The sequence below is a fragment of the Rheinheimera sp. genome (genome assembly GCF_036782235.1).
GTDB lineage: Bacteria > Pseudomonadota > Gammaproteobacteria > Enterobacterales > Alteromonadaceae > Pararheinheimera.
This window is the reverse complement of record NZ_DAIPZL010000017.1, coordinates 55,163-77,465: the sequence shown is the minus strand read 5'-3', so window position 1 is coordinate 77,465 and position 22,303 is coordinate 55,163. Positions and strand designations below refer to the sequence as shown.

14 protein-coding genes and 1 tRNA gene are annotated in these 22,303 nt (G+C 49.9%); 5 read left to right on the top strand and 10 right to left on the bottom strand.

The genetic code is table 11. From position 1 onward, the window contains the following. Positions 1–108: 108 nt before the first annotated feature. Positions 109–185, top strand: a tRNA-Val gene (locus tag V7P87_RS15070). A 197-nt stretch (positions 186–382) separates the two neighbouring features. Here the strand turns inward: V7P87_RS15070 and V7P87_RS15065 are convergent. The 5 genes from V7P87_RS15065 to V7P87_RS15045 all read right to left on the bottom strand — a co-directional run bounded on the left by V7P87_RS15065 (position 383) and on the right by V7P87_RS15045 (position 7,145). Further along, positions 383–889 carry a YfiR family protein gene (locus tag V7P87_RS15065; protein WP_333798165.1) on the bottom strand — a complete coding sequence of 169 codons (507 nt, stop codon included), beginning with the start codon at positions 887–889 and terminating at the stop codon, positions 383–385. After that, positions 886–2,856: a TonB-dependent receptor plug domain-containing protein gene (locus tag V7P87_RS15060; protein WP_333798164.1), complete on the bottom strand. Its 1,971-nt coding sequence runs from the start codon at positions 2,854–2,856 to the stop codon at positions 886–888. The genes V7P87_RS15065 and V7P87_RS15060 overlap by 4 nt, the downstream gene beginning before the upstream one ends. Beyond that, entirely contained in the window at positions 2,828–4,090 is a 1,263-nt protein-coding gene (locus V7P87_RS15055; RefSeq protein WP_333798163.1) for a diguanylate cyclase domain-containing protein, read from the bottom strand. The genes V7P87_RS15060 and V7P87_RS15055 overlap by 29 nt, the downstream gene beginning before the upstream one ends. A gap of 256 nt (positions 4,091–4,346) precedes the next feature. Beyond that, positions 4,347–6,542, bottom strand: coding sequence for a catalase/peroxidase HPI (gene katG, locus V7P87_RS15050; protein WP_333798162.1), 2,196 nt, complete (start codon positions 6,540–6,542; stop codon positions 4,347–4,349). A gap of 132 nt (positions 6,543–6,674) precedes the next feature. Then, complete coding sequence (locus V7P87_RS15045; protein WP_333798161.1) at positions 6,675–7,145, bottom strand: OsmC family protein; 471 nt, start codon at positions 7,143–7,145, stop codon at positions 6,675–6,677. 217 nt (positions 7,146–7,362) lie between these two features. Between V7P87_RS15045 and V7P87_RS15040 the strand changes: the two genes are divergently transcribed. Next, entirely contained in the window at positions 7,363–8,766 is a 1,404-nt protein-coding gene (locus tag V7P87_RS15040) for an MBL fold metallo-hydrolase (RefSeq protein WP_333798160.1), read from the top strand. 55 nt (positions 8,767–8,821) lie between these two features. Here the strand turns inward: V7P87_RS15040 and V7P87_RS15035 are convergent, their stop codons facing one another. Continuing rightward, positions 8,822–10,783: a propionyl-CoA synthetase gene (locus V7P87_RS15035; protein ID WP_333798159.1), complete on the bottom strand. Its 1,962-nt coding sequence runs from the start codon at positions 10,781–10,783 to the stop codon at positions 8,822–8,824. A gap of 162 nt (positions 10,784–10,945) precedes the next feature. Between V7P87_RS15035 and V7P87_RS15030 the strand changes: the two genes are divergently transcribed. Together V7P87_RS15030 and V7P87_RS15025 are read left to right on the top strand one after the other, a co-directional pair. Next, a complete protein-coding gene (locus V7P87_RS15030; RefSeq protein ID WP_333798158.1) occupies positions 10,946–12,979 on the top strand; it encodes a DNA topoisomerase III in 2,034 nt (677 codons plus the stop codon). Positions 12,980–13,143: 164 nt separating this feature from the next. Further along, positions 13,144–14,196 carry an extracellular catalytic domain type 2 short-chain-length polyhydroxyalkanoate depolymerase gene (locus V7P87_RS15025; RefSeq protein WP_333798157.1) on the top strand — a complete coding sequence of 351 codons (1,053 nt, stop codon included), beginning with the start codon at positions 13,144–13,146 and terminating at the stop codon, positions 14,194–14,196. Positions 14,197–14,228: 32 nt separating this feature from the next. Here the strand turns inward: V7P87_RS15025 and V7P87_RS15020 are convergent, their stop codons facing one another. The 4 genes from V7P87_RS15020 to V7P87_RS15005 form a co-directional block, all read right to left on the bottom strand. Further along, on the bottom strand, positions 14,229–14,735 hold the full coding sequence (locus tag V7P87_RS15020; RefSeq protein WP_333798156.1) for a GNAT family N-acetyltransferase: 507 nt from the start codon (positions 14,733–14,735) through the stop codon (positions 14,229–14,231). Positions 14,736–14,745: 10 nt separating this feature from the next. Then, positions 14,746–15,813, bottom strand: a complete 1,068-nt coding sequence (nagZ, locus tag V7P87_RS15015) for a beta-N-acetylhexosaminidase (RefSeq protein WP_333798155.1) — start codon at positions 15,811–15,813, stop codon at positions 14,746–14,748. A gap of 165 nt (positions 15,814–15,978) precedes the next feature. Then, entirely contained in the window at positions 15,979–18,282 is a 2,304-nt protein-coding gene (locus V7P87_RS15010) for an acyl-CoA dehydrogenase (RefSeq protein ID WP_333798154.1), read from the bottom strand. 25 nt (positions 18,283–18,307) lie between these two features. Further along, positions 18,308–18,949 (bottom strand): TetR/AcrR family transcriptional regulator, encoded by a 642-nt coding sequence (locus V7P87_RS15005; protein WP_333798153.1) that lies wholly within the window; start codon positions 18,947–18,949, stop codon positions 18,308–18,310. A gap of 567 nt (positions 18,950–19,516) precedes the next feature. Between V7P87_RS15005 and V7P87_RS15000 the strand changes: the two genes are divergently transcribed. Then, complete coding sequence (locus V7P87_RS15000) at positions 19,517–22,135, top strand: TonB-dependent receptor plug domain-containing protein (protein ID WP_333798152.1); 2,619 nt, start codon at positions 19,517–19,519, stop codon at positions 22,133–22,135. The last annotated feature ends 168 nt before the right edge of the window (positions 22,136–22,303 follow it).

Here is a 22,303-nt window from a genome sequence, read left to right as displayed (position 1 = left end):
AGCACCACCTTGACATGGTGGGGGTCGGTGGTTCGAGTCCACTAGGACGCACCAATTTTTAAGCGCCCGCTTAAAAGGTGCAATCAAACTTGATAACAAACCCAAAATGCGTCCTTAGCTCAGTTGGTTAGAGCACCACCTTGACATGGTGGGGGTCGGTGGTTCGAGTCCACTAGGACGCACCAAATTTCTCCCGGTTTATTTGCGTTTTATTAATTTTTGTCGTCAATCGACGGCTTGAACTAACGACATGCAAAAAAGTCATCTGACTAAATCCATCTCAACCCATTTTCCCCTTGGTCTTAGTTTTTAATATTCAGTGATGCTCAAGGGATCGTGCTTGCAAAGGCTAAACCCTTGCCAGCAAATAGACCTTCAAATATTAATGAATTTCTTTCGCTAGTTTTAACATCTGCGCACTGAAGTGAAAGCCCTGCTCGCGGGCCTGGGTCAGGTTGACCCGGAACGAAATGCGGTTGGGTTCAGCGATTAAACCAAAATGGGCCCCTTTACGAAACAGCTCAGCACCTTCAACAACTGTTAACTGGCCTTTTTGACGCAGTAGCGTATGCCATTGACTTTGTTTGACCATACTGTCGCTCATATAAAGTACGGTACAGGCGCTGCCGTCTTTAACATTGGCCAATAACCTCGTTTTGTCGTTGTTTTGCCCGCCGCTTTGCTGCAGTAACGCCTGCAATGCAGCAAACACTTGTTGATCTCCAGCTACACAATACAGCTGCGCTGCAGGCGCCTGTTGCGACCACTGGCTAAACTGGACAAAACGGTATAACAAGGCCGCTTTAAGTTCAGCTTCAGCACTTACTACTCCCAGCGGCAATAAAGCGCCAAGGCAGACAGCGCTGATTAACGCCTGTTGCGCTTTCATTGGAAAAAATTCCAGCGTAATGCCAGCTCAACACTGCGCCCGGGCTGACCTAACAACACACCACTGGCGAGTGGCACATCAACATATTGATGGTCAAACAGGTTTTTTACGCCAAATACCACAGACAAGTCTTTATTACCCTGCCAGGACAACATCAGATCGTGCCTGGCAAAACCGGCCAGTTCCCCCCTGACACTTTGCCTTGGTGAAGCGGCAAAAAGCCGCCAATTCAGCTGCAGCGCTTCAGTCCAGAGTGGCTGACTGAAATCTGCTTTAAACAGCCGCTCAGGCGCATTGGTTAAATCCATGCTGTTAAAATCGTATCGGGAGCGCTGTACACTGGCCGAAAGCTGCAGCTGTGAGCCCTGCTGCCAGCGTTTACTGGCGGTGCTCTCGATGCCAATGGCTTTTACCTGCCGATCGTTATAAAACTGCAGCACTGCGGTCTGGCCAATACTGCTGCTGATCATATTTTCAACTTTGGAATGATAAAGAGTGGCTGACAAAGCCCAGCCCGCTGCAAACTGGCGTTGCCAGCTTGCCTCCAGCGTGCGGATAAGCTCTGAGACCGGTATACTGGCCTGGAAGAAACTGTTGGTTTCCTGCTCATATTCGTTGGGCGCCCGAAACGCCGTGCCATAACTCAACTTCAAACTTTGTTCGGCCGAACTTTGCCAGACCCAACCCACTTTAGGACTGAGCTCCCGCACATTTTGTGCCGTGTAGTCATAACGAAAACCGCTGATCAAACGATGCTCGCTCAGCAGCTGCCAGTCGTATTGCACATACAAACCAGCCCTATTGTTACTGCTGTTAGCATCAAGCAGCGGCAGCACAGCATCAATACTCAGGCGGTAACTCTGGTGATGGTCTTTTTGCGCATCAACTCCCATCAGCAAATGGCTTTGAGCACTGGGCTGATAACTAAAACGTAAATCCAGGTTGGTCCATTTACCACGTACGGCAAAATCATAGTTATTCTGTTGTGCCGGCCCGGATAAAAATGGCGTAAGGGCGCGGTAATAAGAACTGTTGGTCGATAAATGGCTATAAAGCTCCAGCTCATCGCTTAGGCTGAGACCATGCTGCAGGGCAATAAAATAATTGCGGTTTTCGTCACGGGTAATGCCGGTAAAGTTGCTTTGAGCCACCAGCGACACCGGCTCTTCGCGCACTCTGTTGATAGCCCCGAGCATCAGATGCAAACGCCGGTATCGGTAACTGCCGGAAACTTTGTCGGTGTGATCGTCGTTCAAACCTTTTTGTTGCCACAACACAGCTTCAGTCTGCTGATCCGGAAAATCTATATGGCGCCTGTCTCCTTTACTCAGTGCCAGCCAGCCTTCGTGACCACTATCATCGCGCAGGCCGTAAGAAAACGACACTGTATTATGATGCTGATTGTCGCCCGTCAGTGCCAGTTGAGCCCCCCGCAACTGATTGCCTCTTTTGGTGATGATATTCACCACCCCCAAAAACGCATTGTTGCCATATAAAGCCGATCCGCTGCCTGGGCTATATTCCACCCGTTCAATCAGTTGGGTGTCGATAAAAAAATCGCTGCCGATAATGCCGGCATCATAGATGTTGTCGTTTAACCGGGTACCATCGAGCAAAAATAACAATCTGGAGTTGTAGTCCCCGGGCCGGCCTATGCCCCTTGCGGTCAAATACCCAAAACTGCTGTCGGTGCTGACATAAAGCCCGGGCATTAAACTTAAAATTTCCCCCAGGTTACGCAGACCAAATCGCCTGATTTCTTCGTCGGTGATCAAATAAGTGACCTGTGGCGACTGGCCGGCATTTTGCTGATAACGGGCCGAAGTGGACACCTCAATCTGCGCCGGATCTACATTGGTTTTTTGCTGCAGCAGCTCTTCCAGGCTAGGCAACTGCTGGGCAGCACAGGCTCCACTGAACAGCCAAAGGCCACACAGCTTAACCAGCCTGATAGATCTGATAACCATTTTTTCCCGCCCGTTTTGCTCTGTACATGGCTTCATCCGCCAGCTGTAACAGTGTTGCCACATCGTGACTGTGCTCAGGGCACAATGCCACACCAATACTTAAACTTACCGGCATCGGCGTGTTTTTGATCAATAAAGGGGCGCGGATTTGCGCCAGCAAACGCTCGCACAGTTGCGAGGTTTGTGCAACTGTCACCTGTTTTGGCAGCAACAGCGCAAATTCATCACCACCCAGCCGGCATAAATGATCGTCGGCTCGGATCACCGCCAGAATACGTTTACTGACTTCTACCAGCACCGCATCACCGGCGTCATGGCCAAAGTTGTCATTTACATATTTAAAATTGTCCAAATCGATAAACAACAACGCCGATTTTTGGCCATGCTGCACACTGTCACTGACCATCTGATGTAACAACTGACCAAAATAATGCCGGTTCGGTAAAGCGGTCAGGCTGTCGTATAAGGCCAGATGTTCAAGCTCGGCACCGCGCTCAGACTCCTGCTGCAGCTGATCACTGAGTTCAGACTGCCAAATCTCTGCCCTTTTTAATAACTCATTAAACCCCTGGGTCAGACTGCCGATTTCATCGTTATTGACCACAGGTGCACGCAAAGAAAAATTACGCTCCGCAGCCACCCGCTCTGCCAGCGCGGCAAGCTCCACCAAAGGCGACAACGCCTGCTTTTGTAACTTCACCAATAAACGGGCGGCCAGCAGATAAATCAGCAGCATCAGCACCGACATGACCGCCAGCCCCTGAATAAACCAGTTCATCAGCTGGTGCAAAGACTCGCTGAGATAAAGCACACCTTCAACTTTGTCTTTAACCAGCACAGGTGTGCTGATTTTGATCTGCAGCCCCTGATAACTGCGCTCTGTGGTAAGCGCCTGCGTGTCAGGCACAAATGCTGCCACAGCAACACCCGGCACGGATGCAAACAACTTGCCCTGGCTATCGTATAACGCAATGTCAGTCAGGGCACGCTGATTGGCAAGTAAGGTCAGCTCACGGCGGGCTTCAACCGGATCATTAAAAACCAGCATGGCCGACACATTACGTGCCAGCTGTACAGCTGCCAGCTCAGCGGCACTGCCCTGGCGGTCACGCGCTGTCAGCCATAACACCGCAGCAATCAATACAAAACTCAGCAACATGCTGACCAACAGCACGGTTAGATTCTGGCGGGTGATTTTTTTAACCAGCGAATAGCGGGATCTGACTGTAGTCAAAAGAGCCTCGTTGTGGTCAATAAGCCGAAATACATTGTTTCCATTACAGAAAACATTCAGATATTCAGAAGATTAGAAGCTGCACTGTGAATTTGCAAAAAGCGCTGTGGCTTTTTTCACCGAGGCGTTTTTTGCAAACTTTGGCCAAAAGGCCGCAAAAATAAAACCACAGCAGAGATGTGTTACCCTGCTGTGGTTTTTCTGTTGTACTGTGCTGCCGGATTGCTGCGACAGGCGCCGGCTGCTTTCCCGCGCGTTACCTTAAGTCAAAACGGTCGGCGTTCATCACTTTATGCCAGGCTTTAACAAAGTCGTGCACAAATTTTTGTTTACCGTCGTTTTGCGCATACACCTCAGCATAAGCTCGTAAAATGGAGTTGGAGCCAAACACCAGATCAACCCGGGTGGCCGTAAATTTCACCGCACCGGATTTACGTTCAATCAGCTGGTAAGAATTTTTCCCCGTCGGCTTCCAGCTATAGGCCATATCAGTCAGGGTGACAAAAAAGTCATTGCTGAGTACGCCCACTTTGTTGGTAAAAACACCATCAGAGCTGCCGCCATGGTTAGTGCCGAGCACACGCATACCACCGAGCAGCACTGTCATTTCGCGGGCGGTCAGGCCCATCAGCTGGGCGCGATCGAGCATCAGCTCTTCCGGCATCACGGCATAATCCTGTTTTAGCCAGTTCCGAAACGCATCGTGCACTGGCTCAAGCACCGCAAAAGACTCCACATCAGTTTGCGCCTGCAGTGCATCACCCCGGCCCGGTGTAAAAGACACCACCACAGGCACACCAGCGGCTTTGGCCGCTTGCTCCACAGCTGCTGCGCCGCCCAGCACTATTAAATCTGCCAGACTGACTTTTTTGGCAAGGCCTGCCTGCAGAGTTGTCAGTGCATTCAGCACTTTTTGCAGCCGCGCCGGCTCATTGCCAACCCAGTCTTTTTGTGGTGCCAGACGAATGCGCGCGCCATTGGCGCCCCCCCGGTGATCAGAGCCTCGGTAAGTGCGGGCGCTGTCCCAGGCGGTCGCCACCAGCTCAGACACTGTTAAGCCTGTTGCCAGAATTTTTGTTTTTAAATCCGCAATTTCGGCATCTGTTAAACAATAATCAACCGATGGCACAGGGTCTTGCCATAACAAATCTTCTTTTGGCACATCAGCGCCTAAATAACGGCTTTTTGGCCCTAAATCGCGGTGGGTTAATTTAAACCAGGCGCGGGCAAACACTTCGGAAAAATACGCCGGATCGGCATAAAACTTCTCAGAAATTTTGCGGTAGTCCGGGTCGACTTTCAGCGCCATATCGGCATCTGTCATCATTGGCATCACCCGGATGGATGCGTCTTCCACATCCACCGGTTTATCCTGCTCTTTAATATTTACCGGCTCATACTGCCAGGCACCAGCCGGGCTTTTGGTCAGTTGCCAGTCGTAGCTGAGCAGCAGATAAAAATAGCCGTTGTCCCATTTGGTGGGCTCTGTGGTCCAGGCACCTTCTATACCGCTGGTGACAGTGTTACGACCAATGCCGCGGCTTTGATGATTCATCCAGCCTAGCCCCTGCTCGTGCAGATCAGCACCTTCTGGCGCAGGCCCTAAATTGGCGGCATTGCCATTGCCGTGCGCTTTACCCACAGTGTGACCGCCGGCAGTAAGCGCCACAGTTTCTTCGTCATTCATCGCCATACGGGCAAAAGTTTCCCGCATATCTCTGGCGGTTTTTAATGGATCTGGTTTGCCGTCTACCCCTTCAGGATTCACATAAATCAGCCCCATCATCACAGCGGCCAGCGGGTTGGCCAGTTCCCGATCACCGCTATAACGGCTGTTTTCACCACCCGAAGGTGCTAACCATTCACGCTCTGAACCCCAATAAATATCTTTTTCCGGATGCCAGATATCTTCACGGCCACCGGCAAAACCGAAGGTTTTTAACCCCATAGACTCATAGGCCATGTTGCCGGCCAAAATCATTAAATCCGCCCAGGATAATTTGTTGCCGTATTTTTGTTTAATGGGCCATAACAAACGCCGTGCTTTGTCGAGATTACCGTTGTCGGGCCAGCTATTGAGCGGGGCAAAACGCTGATTGCCTGTGCCGGCACCACCACGTCCATCGGCAATACGGTAAGTACCGGCGCTGTGCCAGGCCATCCGGATCATTAAACCACCATAATGACCCCAGTCGGCCGGCCACCAATCCTGGCTTTGAGTCATCAAGGCTTTTAAATCGGTTTTAACCGCTTCCAGATCCAACGACAAAAACGCTTCTTTGTAGTTAAAACCCTCATCCATCGGATTGGTTTTGTGGTCGTGCTGGTGCAGGATGTCAAGATTCAGTGCTTTGGGCCACCACAGCGCCGTCGCTTGAGAGCCATGGCTGGCACTGGTATTGGCACCATGCATCACAGGGCATTGGCCTTTGTTTGGTGTGTTGTAATCCATGTTTTGTGTCCTTTGGTTTAGATAAATCAGTCGCTCACGAACAGCTACCTTTAAAGGTAGACTCTGGTTGCAATTTTCTAAATCAACTTTAATAACTGAAATCAATCGATTTTATTGATAAGAACCCGGCAACTAGGATGCAGGTGAAGCCAATGACAAAAGCTGACCAGCGTTATCCTGCACCTCAACCTGCACCGCAATGCCCTGTCGCACACTTTGTGTGACCACACAAAAGTCCTCAAACTGCAACAACGCACGCTCCAGATGAGGGATGGCATCCACACTGCTGCCAAGCTGTAACCGGACTTTTAACTTTGCAACACGCCAACGCCCCTGTTGCCGCTCCAGTATGCCTGTAACTTCAGCAGTGACTTTGCCTGGATCTTCTTTAAACTTGCGAATGGCAAAGATCAGACTGGCAGCCAGGCAATTGGCCACGCTGGCCGCTAATAGCCGGGTTGGATTTGGTCCTTCACCTAGCCCCAGCGGCGGTGGTTCATCACTGAACAACTGCCCCATATCGCCAAAATCAACCAAAAATTTGTAGCCTTCCACCAGACTTAACTGCACCGAAAATTGCGGACTATCCTGCTGCTCTGCCATGTCGGCCTCCGTGATTGTGGGCAACAACTTTGCACCTTTAAAAAATGACCGTATTCACCATAGGCTGCTGTGCCCTGTTTCTCAACAAAGCGCTTTAGTTTTTGCTTTTGCCCGATACTTTTGCCTGATACTTTTGCGTCATATTGATCAATGACTTAGTATTTAGTTGCTGCTTTTATCAGCGGCATTGCCAGCTACACAAACCACAGGAGCCCCCATGCCGCCTATTGAAGTTCAGTTTCTCGGAGCTGCCCGGCAAGTGACAGGTTCCTGCCATCTGCTGTGTTTTAACCAAATACAACTGCTGCTCGACTGTGGTCTGCAACAAGGCGGTGCTGAACTGACAAAAACCGCAGATGTTCAGTTTGATTTTGACCCCAAAACCATTGATCTGCTGATTTTGTCGCACGCCCATATAGATCACAGTGGTTTATTGCCGCTGCTGGTGGCGCGGGGGTTTGCTGGCCACATTTATTGCAGCAGCGGCACAGCGCTGGCGCTGCCGGTGTTGTTAAAAGACTCGGTGAGCCTCTATTTACGTGAACTTGAACAGCATAATAAAAAACGCCGCCGTCAGGGCCTGCCCGAGCTTCAGGCGCAGATGAATGATGATGATGTCGAAGCCGTGTTGGATCAGCTAAAACCCCTGCCTTATTTAAGCCCAAAGCAAATAGCACCGGGTGTCACACTTGAGCTGCGTGATGCCGGCCATATTCTTGGCTCTGCCATTGTGCTGCTCGATTTTGCCAACGGCAATAACGATAAAAGGCTGGTTTTTTCCGGCGATTTGGGTAATCCGGCCACTGTGCTAATGACCAATCCAGCGTTGGTGGAACACGCGGATCTGGTATTGCTGGAAGGCACTTATGGTGACCGTAACCACCCAAACAGCGAGGCAGCGCTTGATGAGCTGGCTGCTGTGCTTGCGCAGGCGGCCATGGATGGTGGCAATGTGTTTATTCCGGCATTTGCACTTGGCCGCTCACAGGAAGTGTTGTATTACCTGGCCAAACTGCATTATCAGAAACGACTGGTGCAACAACAGATTTTTCTCGACAGCCCCATGGCCATTGAAATTCTGAAGTTATATCAATGGTGTTTTGATGCGCTGGATGAAGCGGACCTTAAGGCTATTGGTTATCAGCCTGGCATGGCGCTGCAACAATTACTGCCGATGTTAACTTTAACAGCGAGCCCGGAAGCCTCAATGGCGATTAACCAGTTTGACTCCGGTGCTATTGTGATAGCAGGCAGCGGCATGTGTAACGGCGGCCGTATTTTGCACCACTTTAAACACAATCTTTGGAAGCCCAACAACCATGTGATTTTTGTTGGTTTTCAGGCCGCAGGCAGCCTTGGGCGGATGATAGTAGACGGCGTCAAAACGCTGAAAATTTACGGCGAAGAGATTGCGGTCAAAGCCAAAATTCATCAGTTAAGCGGTTTATCGGCGCACGCCGGCCAGGCCGATTTACTGGCCTGGGCCAGCCAAATTCAGGGGGCACCGCAGTTTTATCTGGTGCATGGCGAGCTACCGGCACTGGAGGCTCTGCAGCAGAAACTACAGCAGCTTGGCATTAAGGCACAGATCCCGTCACGGCTGGACAGGATCTGTTTTTAGCCGCAGCTGTGTTATCAATCTTATAACAGAACTGACGCAGCCTCCGGGGTTGGCCTTACATATGCCCAATCAGCTCGCGCTCTGCCATCAGGCCAGCAATTTCCGGTAAACAGGCCGGATCGTCGATGGTGGAAGGTACAGTGTAACTTTGACCTGCTGCAATTTGCCGAAGCAACTTGCGTAATATTTTGCCGGAGCGGGTTTTGGGTAATCTTGGCACCAGCATGGCCTTTTTAAAGCATGCTACAGCACCGATGTCACGGCGCACCATAGCCGTCAGCTCTGCCTCCAGTTCCGCTTCAGTAATGCGGATGCCATTTTTCAGCAGCACCAGCGCCAGGGGTTGCTGGCCTTTAATGGCGTCATAAATGCCAATAACACAACATTCCGCCACAGCAGGATGTGCAGCGACAATTTGCTCCATTTCACCTGTGGATAATCTGTGGCCGGCCACATTAATCACATCGTCGGTGCGGCCCATCACAAACAAATAACCCTCTTCGTCCAGATAACCACCATCTCCGCTGGCGTAATAACCGGCAAAAGTCTGCAGATAACCGTCGACAAAACGCTCATCATTGCCCCAGATGGTGGTTAAACATCCGGGTGGCAGTGGCAGTTTTAACGCTATATAACCCTGCTGATTGGCGCCGACACGCTGGCCGCTGTCGTCAAGTACCTCCAGCTGATAACCTGGCACCGGTACTGTGGCCGAACCTGCTTTGGCCGGTAATAACTCCACCCCGGCCAGATTTGCGCTGATAGCCCAGCCGGTTTCGGTTTGCCACCAGTGGTCGATCACCGGCTTGCCTATTTTGTCCTGCACCCAATAAAAAGTGGCAGGGTCAAGCCGTTCACCGGCCATAAAAATGTATGAAAGTTTTGATAAATCATATTGCTGCAACAAAGCATCCGGGTCTTCTTTGCGGATAGCACGAAAAGCTGTGGGCGCGGCAAACAAAACTTTAACCTGATATTCAGCACAAAGCCGCCAGAAAGCACCGGCGTCTGGCGTAAATACCGGTTTTCCTTCATAAAGTACTGTGGTGCAACCTGCGATTAAAGGCCCATACACAATGTAAGAATGCCCGACCACCCAGCCCACATCTGAAGCTGCAAAAAACACATCACCGGCCTGACAGTTATAAACCGCCTGCATGCTGTACTTCAGCGCCACCGCATGACCACCGTTATCCCGCACCACCCCTTTGGGTTTACCTGTGGTGCCTGAGGTGTACAGAATATACAAAGGATCTGTGGCGGCTACAGGCACACAGGCCGCCGGTGTTGCTTGCGATAGCTGCTGCTGCCAGTCCAGGTCGCGCTCCGGCACCATGCTGGCCTGCAGCTGCTCACGCTGGTAAATCACACAACAAGGCACCTGATGGCTGGAAAGCTCAAGCGCTTCGTCCAGCAGCGGTTTGTAGGCAATCAGCCGGTTAATTTCAATGCCACAGGAGGCGCTGACAATCAGTTTTGGGCTGGCATCATCAATCCGAAGCGCCAGCTCGTGTGCGGAAAAACCACCAAACACCACAGAGTGCACAGCACCAAGGCGCGCCACCGCCAGCATGGCAATCACAGCCTGGGGGATCATCGGCATGTAAATCACAACCCTATCACCTTTGCCCACGCCATTGGCTTTTAGCACACCGGCAAAAAGTGCCACTTGTTGTGTTAATTCGGCATAACTAAAACGTTGTTTAGTGCCGGTAACGGCAGAGTCGTAAATCAGCGCGGTTTGCTCAGCACGACCCTGGCTCAGGTGATGATCCAGAGCCAGATAACAGCTATTGAGCTCACCATCGGCGAACCACTGGTAATGGTAGTCATCCTGTTTTGTTAACACCTGGGTTGGTGTTTGGTACCAATCAAGCTTTGCCGCCTGTGCCGCCCAGAAGCGAACGGGATCGGCACTGGCTTGTTGGTACAGCGCTTGATAACCAGAAGTAGTTGCTCGTGACATGATGCGGGCCTTTTTCTCGCTTTGATAACTTAATGTAGCGAAAAACAGCAATAAACAAACTTAGACTTAAGGTGCATAGACTTTAGTCGCAGCCAGTGACGCACGCTTAGGGCTATGTTCAGTACAGCAGTGCTGCACTGCAGCAATGCTGTGTTTTGCCTTTTCGCTTCAAACAGGATAAATTAACTGTAAATTCATACAGCCATTCTCACCATGATTTTATATATCGCCGAAAAACCCAGCCTTGGCCGTGCTATTGCGGCAGTGTTGCCCAAACCCCATAAAAATGGCGACGGTTTTATTGAGCTTGGCAACGGTGATGTGGTGAGCTGGTGTATTGGCCATTTGCTGGAGCAAGCAGAGCCTGAAGACTACAACAGCGCTTTTAAAAAGTGGCAGTTGCAGCATCTGCCGATAGTGCCGCAAGTGTGGCAACTTAAAGAGCGCGCCAGCAGCGCTAAACAACTGTCGGTGCTGAAAAAGCTTATTCAGCAGGCGGACGAGCTGGTGCACGCAGGCGATCCGGACCGCGAAGGCCAGCTGCTGGTGGATGAAGTTTTTGCGTATTGTGGTGTCAAAGGCGACAAACTCAAACACAGCAAGCGCTTATTGATCAACGATTTAAACCCAGCAGCTATTGTACGGGCATTACAAAACCAAAAAGCCAACCGTGATTTTGTGCCGCTGGCCACCTCAGCGCTGGCGCGCAGCAGAGCTGACTGGTTATACGGCCTGAATATGACCCGCGCTTATACCTTGCAAGGCCAGAAAGCCGGTTTTCAGGGGGTATTGTCGGTGGGCCGGGTGCAAACCCCGGTTTTGGGTCTAGTGGCGCGCCGTGACGCGCAGATTGAAAATTTTGTCAGCAAACCTTTTTATCAGGTGCTGGCACATCTGCAATTATCAGAAAACGAGAACAGCGCGGCTTTTGTCGCCAAATGGCTGCCAAGTGCTGCTTGTGAACCTTATCAGGACGAAGAAGGCCGGGTGCTACACCCAGGCCTTGCCAACAAGGTGGCGCGCAGCATTACAGCACAACCCGCACTGGTGACTAAGCTTGAGCAAAAAAACAAAAAACAATACGCGCCCTTGCCTTATAACTTATCCGCTTTGCAAATTGATGCGGCCAAACAATATGGCATGGCGGCGCAGCAGGTGCTGGATCTAACCCAGCAGTTGTATGAACATTATCAGCTGGTAACTTACCCAAGATCGGATTGTCGTTATTTACCCAAAGAACAATTAGCGGCAGTGCCAAGCATAAGCAGAGCATTAAGCAGTCACAACCATCAATTGGCGCAGATGGTGGCAGCTGCCGATTTTTCGCTGGTAAGTCAGGCCTGGGATGACAAAAAAGTGGGTGCACACCATGCCATTATTCCCACTGAAAAAGCGATGGACACCAGTCGGTTAAGCGCTGATTTACAAAAAATTTATGGCCTGATAGCCCGCCAATATTTATGGCAGTTTTTCCCGCCTTATTGTTATGGCGAAACCACAGTGGAACTAAAAATTGCCGGTGGACTGTTTCGCACCATCGCCAAAACAGAGCAGCACCTTGGCTGGAAACAGTGGCTTAATAAGAACAACCTCGACGACACCAAGGCCAGGCAACAACACAACCCGGAGCGGCAAAATGCTGAGCAGGACCAATTGTTGCCACCGCTGCAGCTGGGGCAGCAGTTATTTTGCGCCCGCGGCGAAACCATTAAAAAAAATACCCAGCCACCCGAGCATTTTACCGACGCCACTTTGCTGGCCGCGATGACCGGCATCAGCCGTTTTGTTGAAGATCCAGCCATTAAACAAATTCTGCGGGACACTGATGGCCTTGGCACCGAAGCCACCCGCGCCGGTATTATTGAACTGCTGTTTAAACGTGGTTTTTTACAACGTCGGGGCAAACATATTCTGGCCACAGCAACAGGCAAAAGCCTGATATCGGCTTTACCCGCGAGCGCTAGCAAGCCTGATATGACAGCACAGTGGGAAGCGGCACTTTTAAAAATCAGCCAAAAAGAGTTAAGTTATCAGGGCTTTATGCAGCCACTACTCAACACATTAAACAACTTGATCAGTCAGGCGCACCACGCCAAACCAGAAGGTCTGCCCACTGATCTCAAACCCAAATGGCCAAAACGAGCAGCTGGCAACCGGCGTAAAAACACAGCGTCTACTTCCAGCAAAAAAACCGGCAGCAAAACCCGAAGGGTAAAATCAACGCAGCTTAGTACCAAAGCACTATAGCCAGCAGCATAAAATTTACGCATTGTCGTTGATATCTTTATCAAAAGCGCTGTTTGCAGCAGGTTTAGGTTAAAAACACGAAGAACAACAATGCGTTGCACAGCATTTTCAGCACAGCAAGCACAATAAACCGCTTTTACACCTTTGATTTTTTTGGAGTTTTTATGCACGCATCAGTTTTTTTTGGCCGCCCCCACAAACTTCATAGCAAAACCTGGAATAAACGAACGCTGCAAGCGTTGCTGGCTGCTTCTTTTGTGGCTGCTGGCCCGGCACTGGCAGCAGATAAAACATCACTGCCAAAACTCACTTTGGATAAAAACATCACGCTGTCAGGGTTATCATCCGGTGGTTATATGGCAGCGCAGTTTCATCTGGCCTACTCCAGCGAAGTACAAGGTGCAGCTATTGTGGCGGCAGGCCCTGTGTATTGTGCCGCCAATAGCCTGCAAACCGCTTTTGCCCATTGTTTAAACCAAAGTAGCAGCACTCCGGATTTAACGGCAGCCAGCGCTTATTTAACAGCGCAGCAACAACAAGGTGGCATCGATGCGCTTGAAAATCTGGCGGATGACAAAGTCTGGTTATTTCATGGCACGAAGGACAGCACAGTGGCAGAGTCCGTCAGCGACGCCTTAGCAGCGCAATACCAGTCGTTACTTGCCAAAAACAATCTGGTTTATGTCAAAGATAAAGCTTTTGCCCATCATTTTCCGACCGATCACCAACATGGCACTGATTGCGCCGACTCCAAAACGCCTTTTATCGGCAGCTGTGGTTATGACGCTGCCGGTGCAATGCTTAACCATTTATTGCCTGATTTAAAAGCCAGAGCGGCTAAAACATCAGGTCAGCTGATGGAACTTAACCAGCAGGCTTTAGCCCCCAAAGCCAAAGATCAGCTTGGTAAAACCGGCTATCTGTATGTGCCACAAAGTTGCAGCCAGGGCCAGCCATGCCGCTTACATGTAAGTTTTCACGGTTGTAAGCAATATGGCGGCGCTGTGGGTGATGTTTACGCCAGGTTAACCGGTCTTAATGAATATGCCGACAGCAATCAGCTGGTGGTTTTTTATCCACAGGCAGATAAAAGTGTCATGAATCCAAATGGTTGCTGGGACTGGTGGGGTTATAGCGGTGAGCATTATGCCACTAAAAATGGCCCCCAGATGCAAGCTGTGAAACAGCTGATTGAAGTGTTACAAGGACGGCGTTAAGCCGTCCCTGCCCCAAAACAAATTGCAAAAACTTAACCCGGGAACTGCTGTGCCATCGCCTGCAGGGTTTGGCCTGTAACCCGGTTAATACGCCAGTCGCTGAGCATCACAGCACCAAGTGACTGGTAAAAATCAATAGCTGGCTGATTCCAGTCCAGCACCGACCATTCCAACCGGCCACAATCACGCTCGACCGCAAGTTTGGCAAGGTAAGTGATCAGCGCCTTGCCAATACCTTTGCCACGAAGGCTTGGATTGACAAATAAATCTTCCAGATAAATGCCGGGTTTGGCTAAAAAAGTGGAATAGTTATGGAAAAACAAGGCAAAACCGGCTGGCTCGCCCTGATAATCGGCAATCACCACTTCGGCAAAAGCTTTATCACTAAACAAAGTGGCCGCCAGCTTGTCTTCAGTGGCTACCACTTCATGTGCTAACTTTTCATAATCTGCCAGCGCCTGAATAAAACTCAGAATTTGTGGCACATCGTTTTTTGTGGCCAAACGTAAACTTAAACCGGCAATAGTGGTTTCAATCATCAAAAATTCCTTAAGAGCGTTCAACAATACCGGCCGAGCTGGCGCTGGCTTCAATCTCTACTGCTTTTAACTTCGCTGCAAGCTCAACAGCCGCCTGATAACGCGCGCTTTGGCTTAACATTCCATCCGTCAGGTTTGTCTGATGTTTTAACTGTGATAAACGTGTGCTGCTGTGCTGCCAATATTGCTGAGGTAATGTATCCAGCACTTCAATAGCACCTGCTCTGTCGTTACATACCAAAATCATGTCACAGCCGGCACTGAGCGCCGCTTCTGCACGCTGCTGATAGGAGCCAGCCTGATGCGCGCCTTTCATGCCTAAATCGTCAGAAAACACCACACCATTAAACTGCATCTCAGTGCGCAGCACCTGTTGCAGCCAATAACGGGAGAAACCGGCGGCTTTATCACAAAAAGCCGGATACACCACATGAGCCGGCATCACAGCGTCCAAAGCGCCCAATTGTTGCAACTGGCGAAATACCGTTAAATCCAGCTGTTCTATCTCTTCGCGGCTGCGTCTGTCATAAGGCAGCTCTAAATGCGAGTCTTCTTTGACACTGCCATGGCCTGGGAAATGTTTGCCTGTGGTTTTCATACCGGCCTGATGCATGCCTTTGGCAAAAGCGTTCACAAGCGCCACCACTTTGGCGGGGTCACTGTGAAAAGCGCGGTTACGAATGACATCACAGACACCCCAGATATCAGCCACAGGGGCAAAAGAAATATCAATGTCCTGCGAGAGCACTTCCACCGCCATCAGCCAGCCAATTTCGGTGGCATATTGGGCGGCCAGGGCTAAATCCTGGCCGGCTCCTGGCCAAATCTGGCCCATGGCGGGTAATAAGGTAAATTCAGGGCGGAATCTTTGAACCCGGCCGCCTTCATGGTCAACCGCCAGTAACAACGGACTTTTACTGGCAGCGCGGGTCTGGCGTACCAGCTCTTTTAACTGAGCTTTGTCGTGATAATTGCGGGTGAAATAAATCACACCACCGACGGCCGGATGGGCCAATAATTCTTTTTCTTCCTGGGAAATTTCCGGACCTTGCAGGTCCAGCATCAAAGAGCCGATCATGAAATTAATTCTCTTATTGCGCTTAAAAGGCATGTCAAAGCGGACAGGCTGCTGCCAGAGGGCGGCAAATCATCAGCATAAGGCGTAAAGGCTTTACTTTACCCCAAGCGCCCCCATAAAAAAAGGCCAGCTGCTGCCGGCCTTTTTGCTCAAATCACAGATTTATCAGCCTTTGATGGCCAGCGCTTCCAGTTCACCTGGTTTAAAGCTGTCCACACTGATGGCATCAAAACGCAGTTCGTTCATGTCATTGAGCTGTGTGGCTTCTTCGGCACTGATCACATCAAGCTCAGCGGCTTTGGCAATCAGCTGTTGCAGTGGCAGCTTACGCGCCAGTTTGCCCTCTTTTTGCGCTGCATAGATTTTTTTCATCACAGGCTGCGCCGCATGTACCGCAACAAAAGCACGTTCCATAGAACCAGTCGGGTCGTTTTTGGCTTCACCCAGATAACACAAGTGGGTTAAGCGGTCACGAATTACACTTGGTTTTAACAAAGCGTCAGAGATTTGCATTGACACTTCATCGTCCGGCATCTGGTAACCAATACCAAATGGGAATACCAGCACTTTTAACAGGCCACCAACAAAACGGTTCGGGAAGTTGCTGAAGAAACCCGCAAAAGCACGGCCAATTTCATGCAGATTACGCTGCACGCTGTAGTGTACAAATGGCAGATCTGCGACCTGACGGCCATTGTCTTCATAAAACTTCAGTACGGCAGAAGCAATATACAAATGGCTTAATACGTCACCTAAACGGGCTGACAGCATTTCTTTGCGTTTTAAATCACCGCCCAGCATCAGCATCGAGAAGTCGGCGCTGAGCGCGAGTGCTTTACTCATCCGGCTTAACTGTTTGTAATATTTGGCGGTGTCACCACCGACTGGCGAGCTGTTAAAACAACCTGCAGTCAGGCCCTGGAACAGCGCACCAAAGGTATTGCCAAGCGCAAAACCGACGTGTTTGAGCAGCAATTCATCAAACTGTTTTAAACCTTCTTCCGCATTCGGGTTGGCAGCGGCTTCCAGTTCTTTTAATACATAGGGATGGCAACGGGTGGCACCCTGACCAAAAATCATCAGGTTACGCGTTAAAATATTGGCGCCTTCTACCGTAATAGAAATTGGTACCCCCATATAACCATGGGCCAGGTAGTTTTTCGGACCACACTGAATGGCACGACCGGCATGAATATCAAAAGAATCATTTAACAGCGTACGGGACATTTCAGTCATATGATATTTGGCAATAGCGGTCACCACAGACGGGCTCAGTTTCAGGTCAATGGCACCAGCTGTCATTACACGCATCGCTTCCAGGCTGTAGGTTAAACCACCGATACGGCCGAGTGATTCCTGCACCCCTTCAAACTTACCAATCGACATACCAAATTGCTGACGCACATAAGCGTAAGCACCTGTCATACGGGTGGCTAAATGGCCTGTGGCTGTGCCAAGGGCCGGCAGCGAAATACCACGGCCAGCTGATAAACACTCCACCAGCATACGCCAGCCACGACCTGCGTAAGACGGGCCACCGATGATCCAATCCAGCGGAATAAACACATCTTTACCGTAAGTAGTACCGTTCATAAAGGCCATATTCATCGGGAAATGACGATCACCAATTTCAACACCAGGGTGTGAGGTTGGAATAAGGGCACAGGTGATACCCAGCTCTTCTTTGTCACCCAGCAGTTTGTCCGGATCAGACAGTTTAAAGGCCAGACCCAGCACGGTGGCGACCGGGGCTAAAGTGATATAACGTTTATCCCAGTTCAGGCGGATACCGATGACTTCTTTGCCTTCAAACTCACCTTTACAGACCACACCAGTGTCCGGAATACCACCGGCGTCAGAGCCAGCTTCCGGGCCTGTTAAGGCAAAACAAGGTACTTCTTTACCGGCAGCTAAGCCTGGTAACCAACGGTCTTTTTGCTCCTGAGTGCCGTAGTGCATCAAAAGCTCACCCGGGCCTAAGGAGTTTGGCACCATCACTGTGACTGCGGCAGTCAAGCTGCGGGTGGCGATACGCGAAACAATTGTTGAGTTGGCAATTGCAGAAAACTCACGGCCACCATAGGATTTTGGAATGATCATGGCAAAAAAGCCGTTGGCTTTAATGTAGTTCCATACTTCGACCGGTAAATCCCGTTGTTCCTGCACAATTTTGTAGTCATCCAGCATTTTCAGCAGGGTTTCTACTTCATTGTCCATAAAAGCCTGTTCTTCAGCTGACAACTGCGGTTTTGGAATCGCATGCAGTTTGTTCCAGTCTGGTTTGCCTTTAAATAAATCACCATCCCACCAGACATCACCCGCTTCCATCGCTTCACGTTCAGTGTCTGACAGCGGCGGCAGAATTTTTTTGAAGATGGCAAAAATAGGTTTTGTCACCAGGTTACGGCGGATGTCAGTGACCCCAAGGATCACCACCAGCGCCACAATAATTAAAAATAAAATAAACATAAGGCTTGTCCTTTATCGGATGGTTTTAGTCAGACTGCAAAGGCGCGGCTATCCCGGCCGCCAGATAGGGGATCAATCTTTTGATCACACCATCAATTTCCACTACTTCGTTAAAATCGGCTGCTGCAATGTCTTTTAACGCTTCGTTTGACGCCATGGTAAAAACGATGGTGCCAAGCGAAAAATGCAGCCGCCAGAAAATTTCACTGGCCGGTAACGCCGGACAACTTTGCTGAACCAACAGCACAAATTTGTCGAGCGTGCGGCCATAATGATGATTAAAAAACCAGCGCAAATGCCCTTGTACATCGGTATAACCCCGCCCCAGCAACTGTAAAAACAGCGTGGTGCCTCGGTTCTGGACTTTGTTGAGTTCCAATAAAGGTTCAACAAATACCGACAACACTTTGGGTAAATCATTGGGTTTTTGTGATGACAACAACAAGCTGAATTCCTGATCCAGCCTTGGCATTAACACCGCCAGATAACGTTGCAATACCGCCTGGATCAGCTCTTTTTTCGAACCAAAATGATAATTCACCGACGCCAGATTCACTTCGGCCATACCGGTAATTTGCCGCAATGAGGTTGCAGAAAAGCCGGTATCGGCGAATAAACGCTCTGCTGCATCGAGAATTTTTTGTTGGGTATTTTGTTTACTGGTCATATCAGTCAGTCAATTTAAACAACTGTTTGAAATGTACGTTTGAAACTTCTGTAAGTCAATATAGTGCAGCGATTTTCTGTTTGCCGGAAATTAGCAATACACAGTTAAAAACTGTATTTAAATCAATGTCTAAAACAAGGTTAAAAAAAAGCGCTTGACAAGGTAATTTAATTCCGACAATTTTGACTCGTCCGCGCTGCCGAATTGCAGCTGTTTCCCATAACGATAAGGAGAAGTAAAGATGCAAAAGCTTGCTGCAAATCTTAGCTCTTATTTTTACTCCCCTTATTATCTCTCCGAGTGGTTTAATAATTAGCCACTGCCCTTTGCCTGATGCAGAGGGCTGTCTGACTTCATCAAGTCGTTCAGCTATGGCTGGATATCTGATCTAATCAGTTGTTGCCACCACCAAACCGGTTTGCGCCTGTGTTGGTTACGTGTTGTGCCTGTCCGTTCTGAGCGTGTCAACTCAGGACAGGTACATGCTGGCACCCCCTCTGCATTTTTTGTTTCTTTACCGACGCAAGATTGCCATTAAGGCAACGATAAATGTTCAGAGGAATGTGTATGAAATTCGCAACAATGAAGCCAACTTCGTTTAAATACAGCATGTTATACAGTGCCACTTTGCTTGCCCTGCTCGGCAGCCCTCAGCTTTTGGCACAGCAGGCAACCGCAGATGCAGAGGCCGACACCAAAGCCATTGAAAAACTGGAAGTGACAGGCTCGCGCTTAAAAGGCGTGGATATGGAAGGCGCTAACCCCCTGCAGGTATTTAGCAAAGACGATTTAATTAAAAAAGGTTATGACAGCGTCTCGGCCTTTTTAAAAGACTTACCTCAGGCCTCAAGCGCCGGTACCTTTACCGAAAACGGTAACGTGGCAGGTTCAGACGGCACACCGCCAGGCGCTGCCGGTGTCAGTCTGCGTGGTTTAGGCTCCAGTTCTACGCTGGTGTTAGTCAACGGCCGCCGTGTTGCGGTGGATTCTTTCTCCAACGGTTTTGACTCTTTTGTAAACGTAAATGCGATTCCGATGTCGGCCATTGAGCGGGTGGAAGTGCTGACCGACGGCGCTTCTTCAGTGTACGGTTCAGACGCTATTGCCGGCGTGATTAACTTTATCCTGCGCAAAGATTTTGAAGGTCATGAATTGTCGGCTATGTATGGCGACGACACCAAAAGTAGTGATTTTGGCCGCACTAACCTGACTTATGCCGGCGGTTTTACCACCGAAAACAGCAACACCACGCTGGTGATTGATTATTTTGACCGTGAAAAACTGATGAACAGTGACAGGCCTATCGATGTGACATTTTTATCGTCAACCCGTGTCACTATTGACGGCAAAGATTACGCCGAACCCTGGTGTGGCAAAAATACCAGCAACGGTGGCACGCGCTGTAAATACAATTACGTGATTGAACGTGCCATTCAGCCAGACAGCAAAAACATTGGCGCCACCCTGAATCACAACTACCGTTTTGGCGATAACAAAGAGTTCTTTGCTGAAGTGATGTATCAGGACAACAGCGGTGGCGCTTATGACTCAGCCGGCTCGTTTGACTACACCCTGTCGGGCGCACTGCCGACTATTCCGGTCTGGGCAAAAACCATCGACGCACAAAACGGCAGCGTGAATAACATCCGGGTCCGGTCACGTTTTCCTGAAGCCCGCTCCCAACAATATGACACCACCAGCTATCGTTTATTGGCGGGCCTGCGCGGTGAGCTGCAAGACTGGAACTGGGAAACAGCCGCTATTTTAGGCAAATCAGAAAACGAAGTGATCCACAGTACTGGTTATTTTAGTGTGGCGCGGATGCGTGCAGCAGCACTCAATGGCACTTTTAACCCCTTTAACTTAGGCCGCGACACCGACCCATCAGTGATTGCCAGCTTACGTGAAGCAGCACCACGCCTGGGTGAGTCTGAAGTGATGTCGTGGGATTTTAATATCACAGGCGATCTGTTCCAGTTGTCAAATGGTGCAGTTAAAGCAGTGTTTGGTGGTGAAGTCCGCAGTGAAGACATTTTTGACCGTCCATCAGAGCTTGCCAAAACCGGCGGCGTGACCACCTTAGGTGCCAGTGATGCGGCAGCAGATCGGAGCCAATATGCTGTTTATGGTGAATTTAATGTTCCGCTGACCGAACAGCTGGATGCTATTGCCGCCCTGCGTTACGACCACTACAGCGATTTTGGTGGTGATGTCAATCCAAAACTGTCATTGCGTTACAGAGCTACTGACGATCTGATCCTGCGCGCCAGCTGGTCCACCGGTTTTAGAGCGCCGTCTTTATCGCAGCTGGGTGCCGGTACTTCATTAGGCTCAAACTATATCGACTGTGGCGCAGGCTCGCCTTATACCCCACTTTGTGGCGCATTTGGCGTGCCAACAGGAGAGCTGGAATATGATCAGGAAACGATCGGCAATAAAGGCCTGGATGCAGAGAGCTCAGAAGCGATGAACCTGGGGCTGTCCTGGAACCTGACTGATGAGCTGAATCTGACCGTTGATTATTGGCGTTATCAGCATAGTGATATTGTCGATGTGGATGCCAACACTACATTAAAAGCCTGTATCGCCGGTACCGCGCCAAAAGTCAGCTCAGAAGCTGCACTGGGTGATGCTTTTGGTTGTGTGATGGATGCCGGCAATGATCTTGTGTTTTTACGCACCGGTTTCTTTAACGTGGGTGCCCAGGACACCGACGGTATTGATATGAAACTGGACTACAAACTGAGCACTGCGGCCGGTGATTTTAAACCTTATTTTGCTGCAACCCGCACCTTAAGTTATGAGCGTCAGCTGACCAAAGACGATGCACCGGAAGATTTACTCGGCAAATTAAGTGGCGCCAGTGAAATTGCCCGTCCGGATTTTGTTGCTGATGCCGGAGTGGACTGGACTCTGAACGACTGGAACGCAAGCCTGTCAGGCCATTACACCAGCGATCTCGGCGACGGCGACTTTAAGTTTGATAATGACACAGTCGACAGCTGGCTGGTATTAAGTGCCAGCCTGGGTTACCAGGTCACTGATGCAAGTAAGTTGCAGCTGACTGTGCGTAACCTGACCGATAAAGAACCACCTTACGCCTCGTCACCAACCAATGGTTACGCCAGTTCTGTACATGACTGGTTAGGCCGGGTCTGGACGTTACGTTACACTGTGAAATTCTAAGCTTTTATTCTGCCTGGTGTTTTTGGGGGCGCTTTGCGCCCTCTTTTTTTGCTTCTATTACCGCTTTATCGGGGCTGAAACAAAACCTTTTGTTACGGCACAACATGCCATCAAAATTGGCTTTATGACATCATTCAGTCGTTAGCAGGCAAAAGCAAGGCTGGCGCT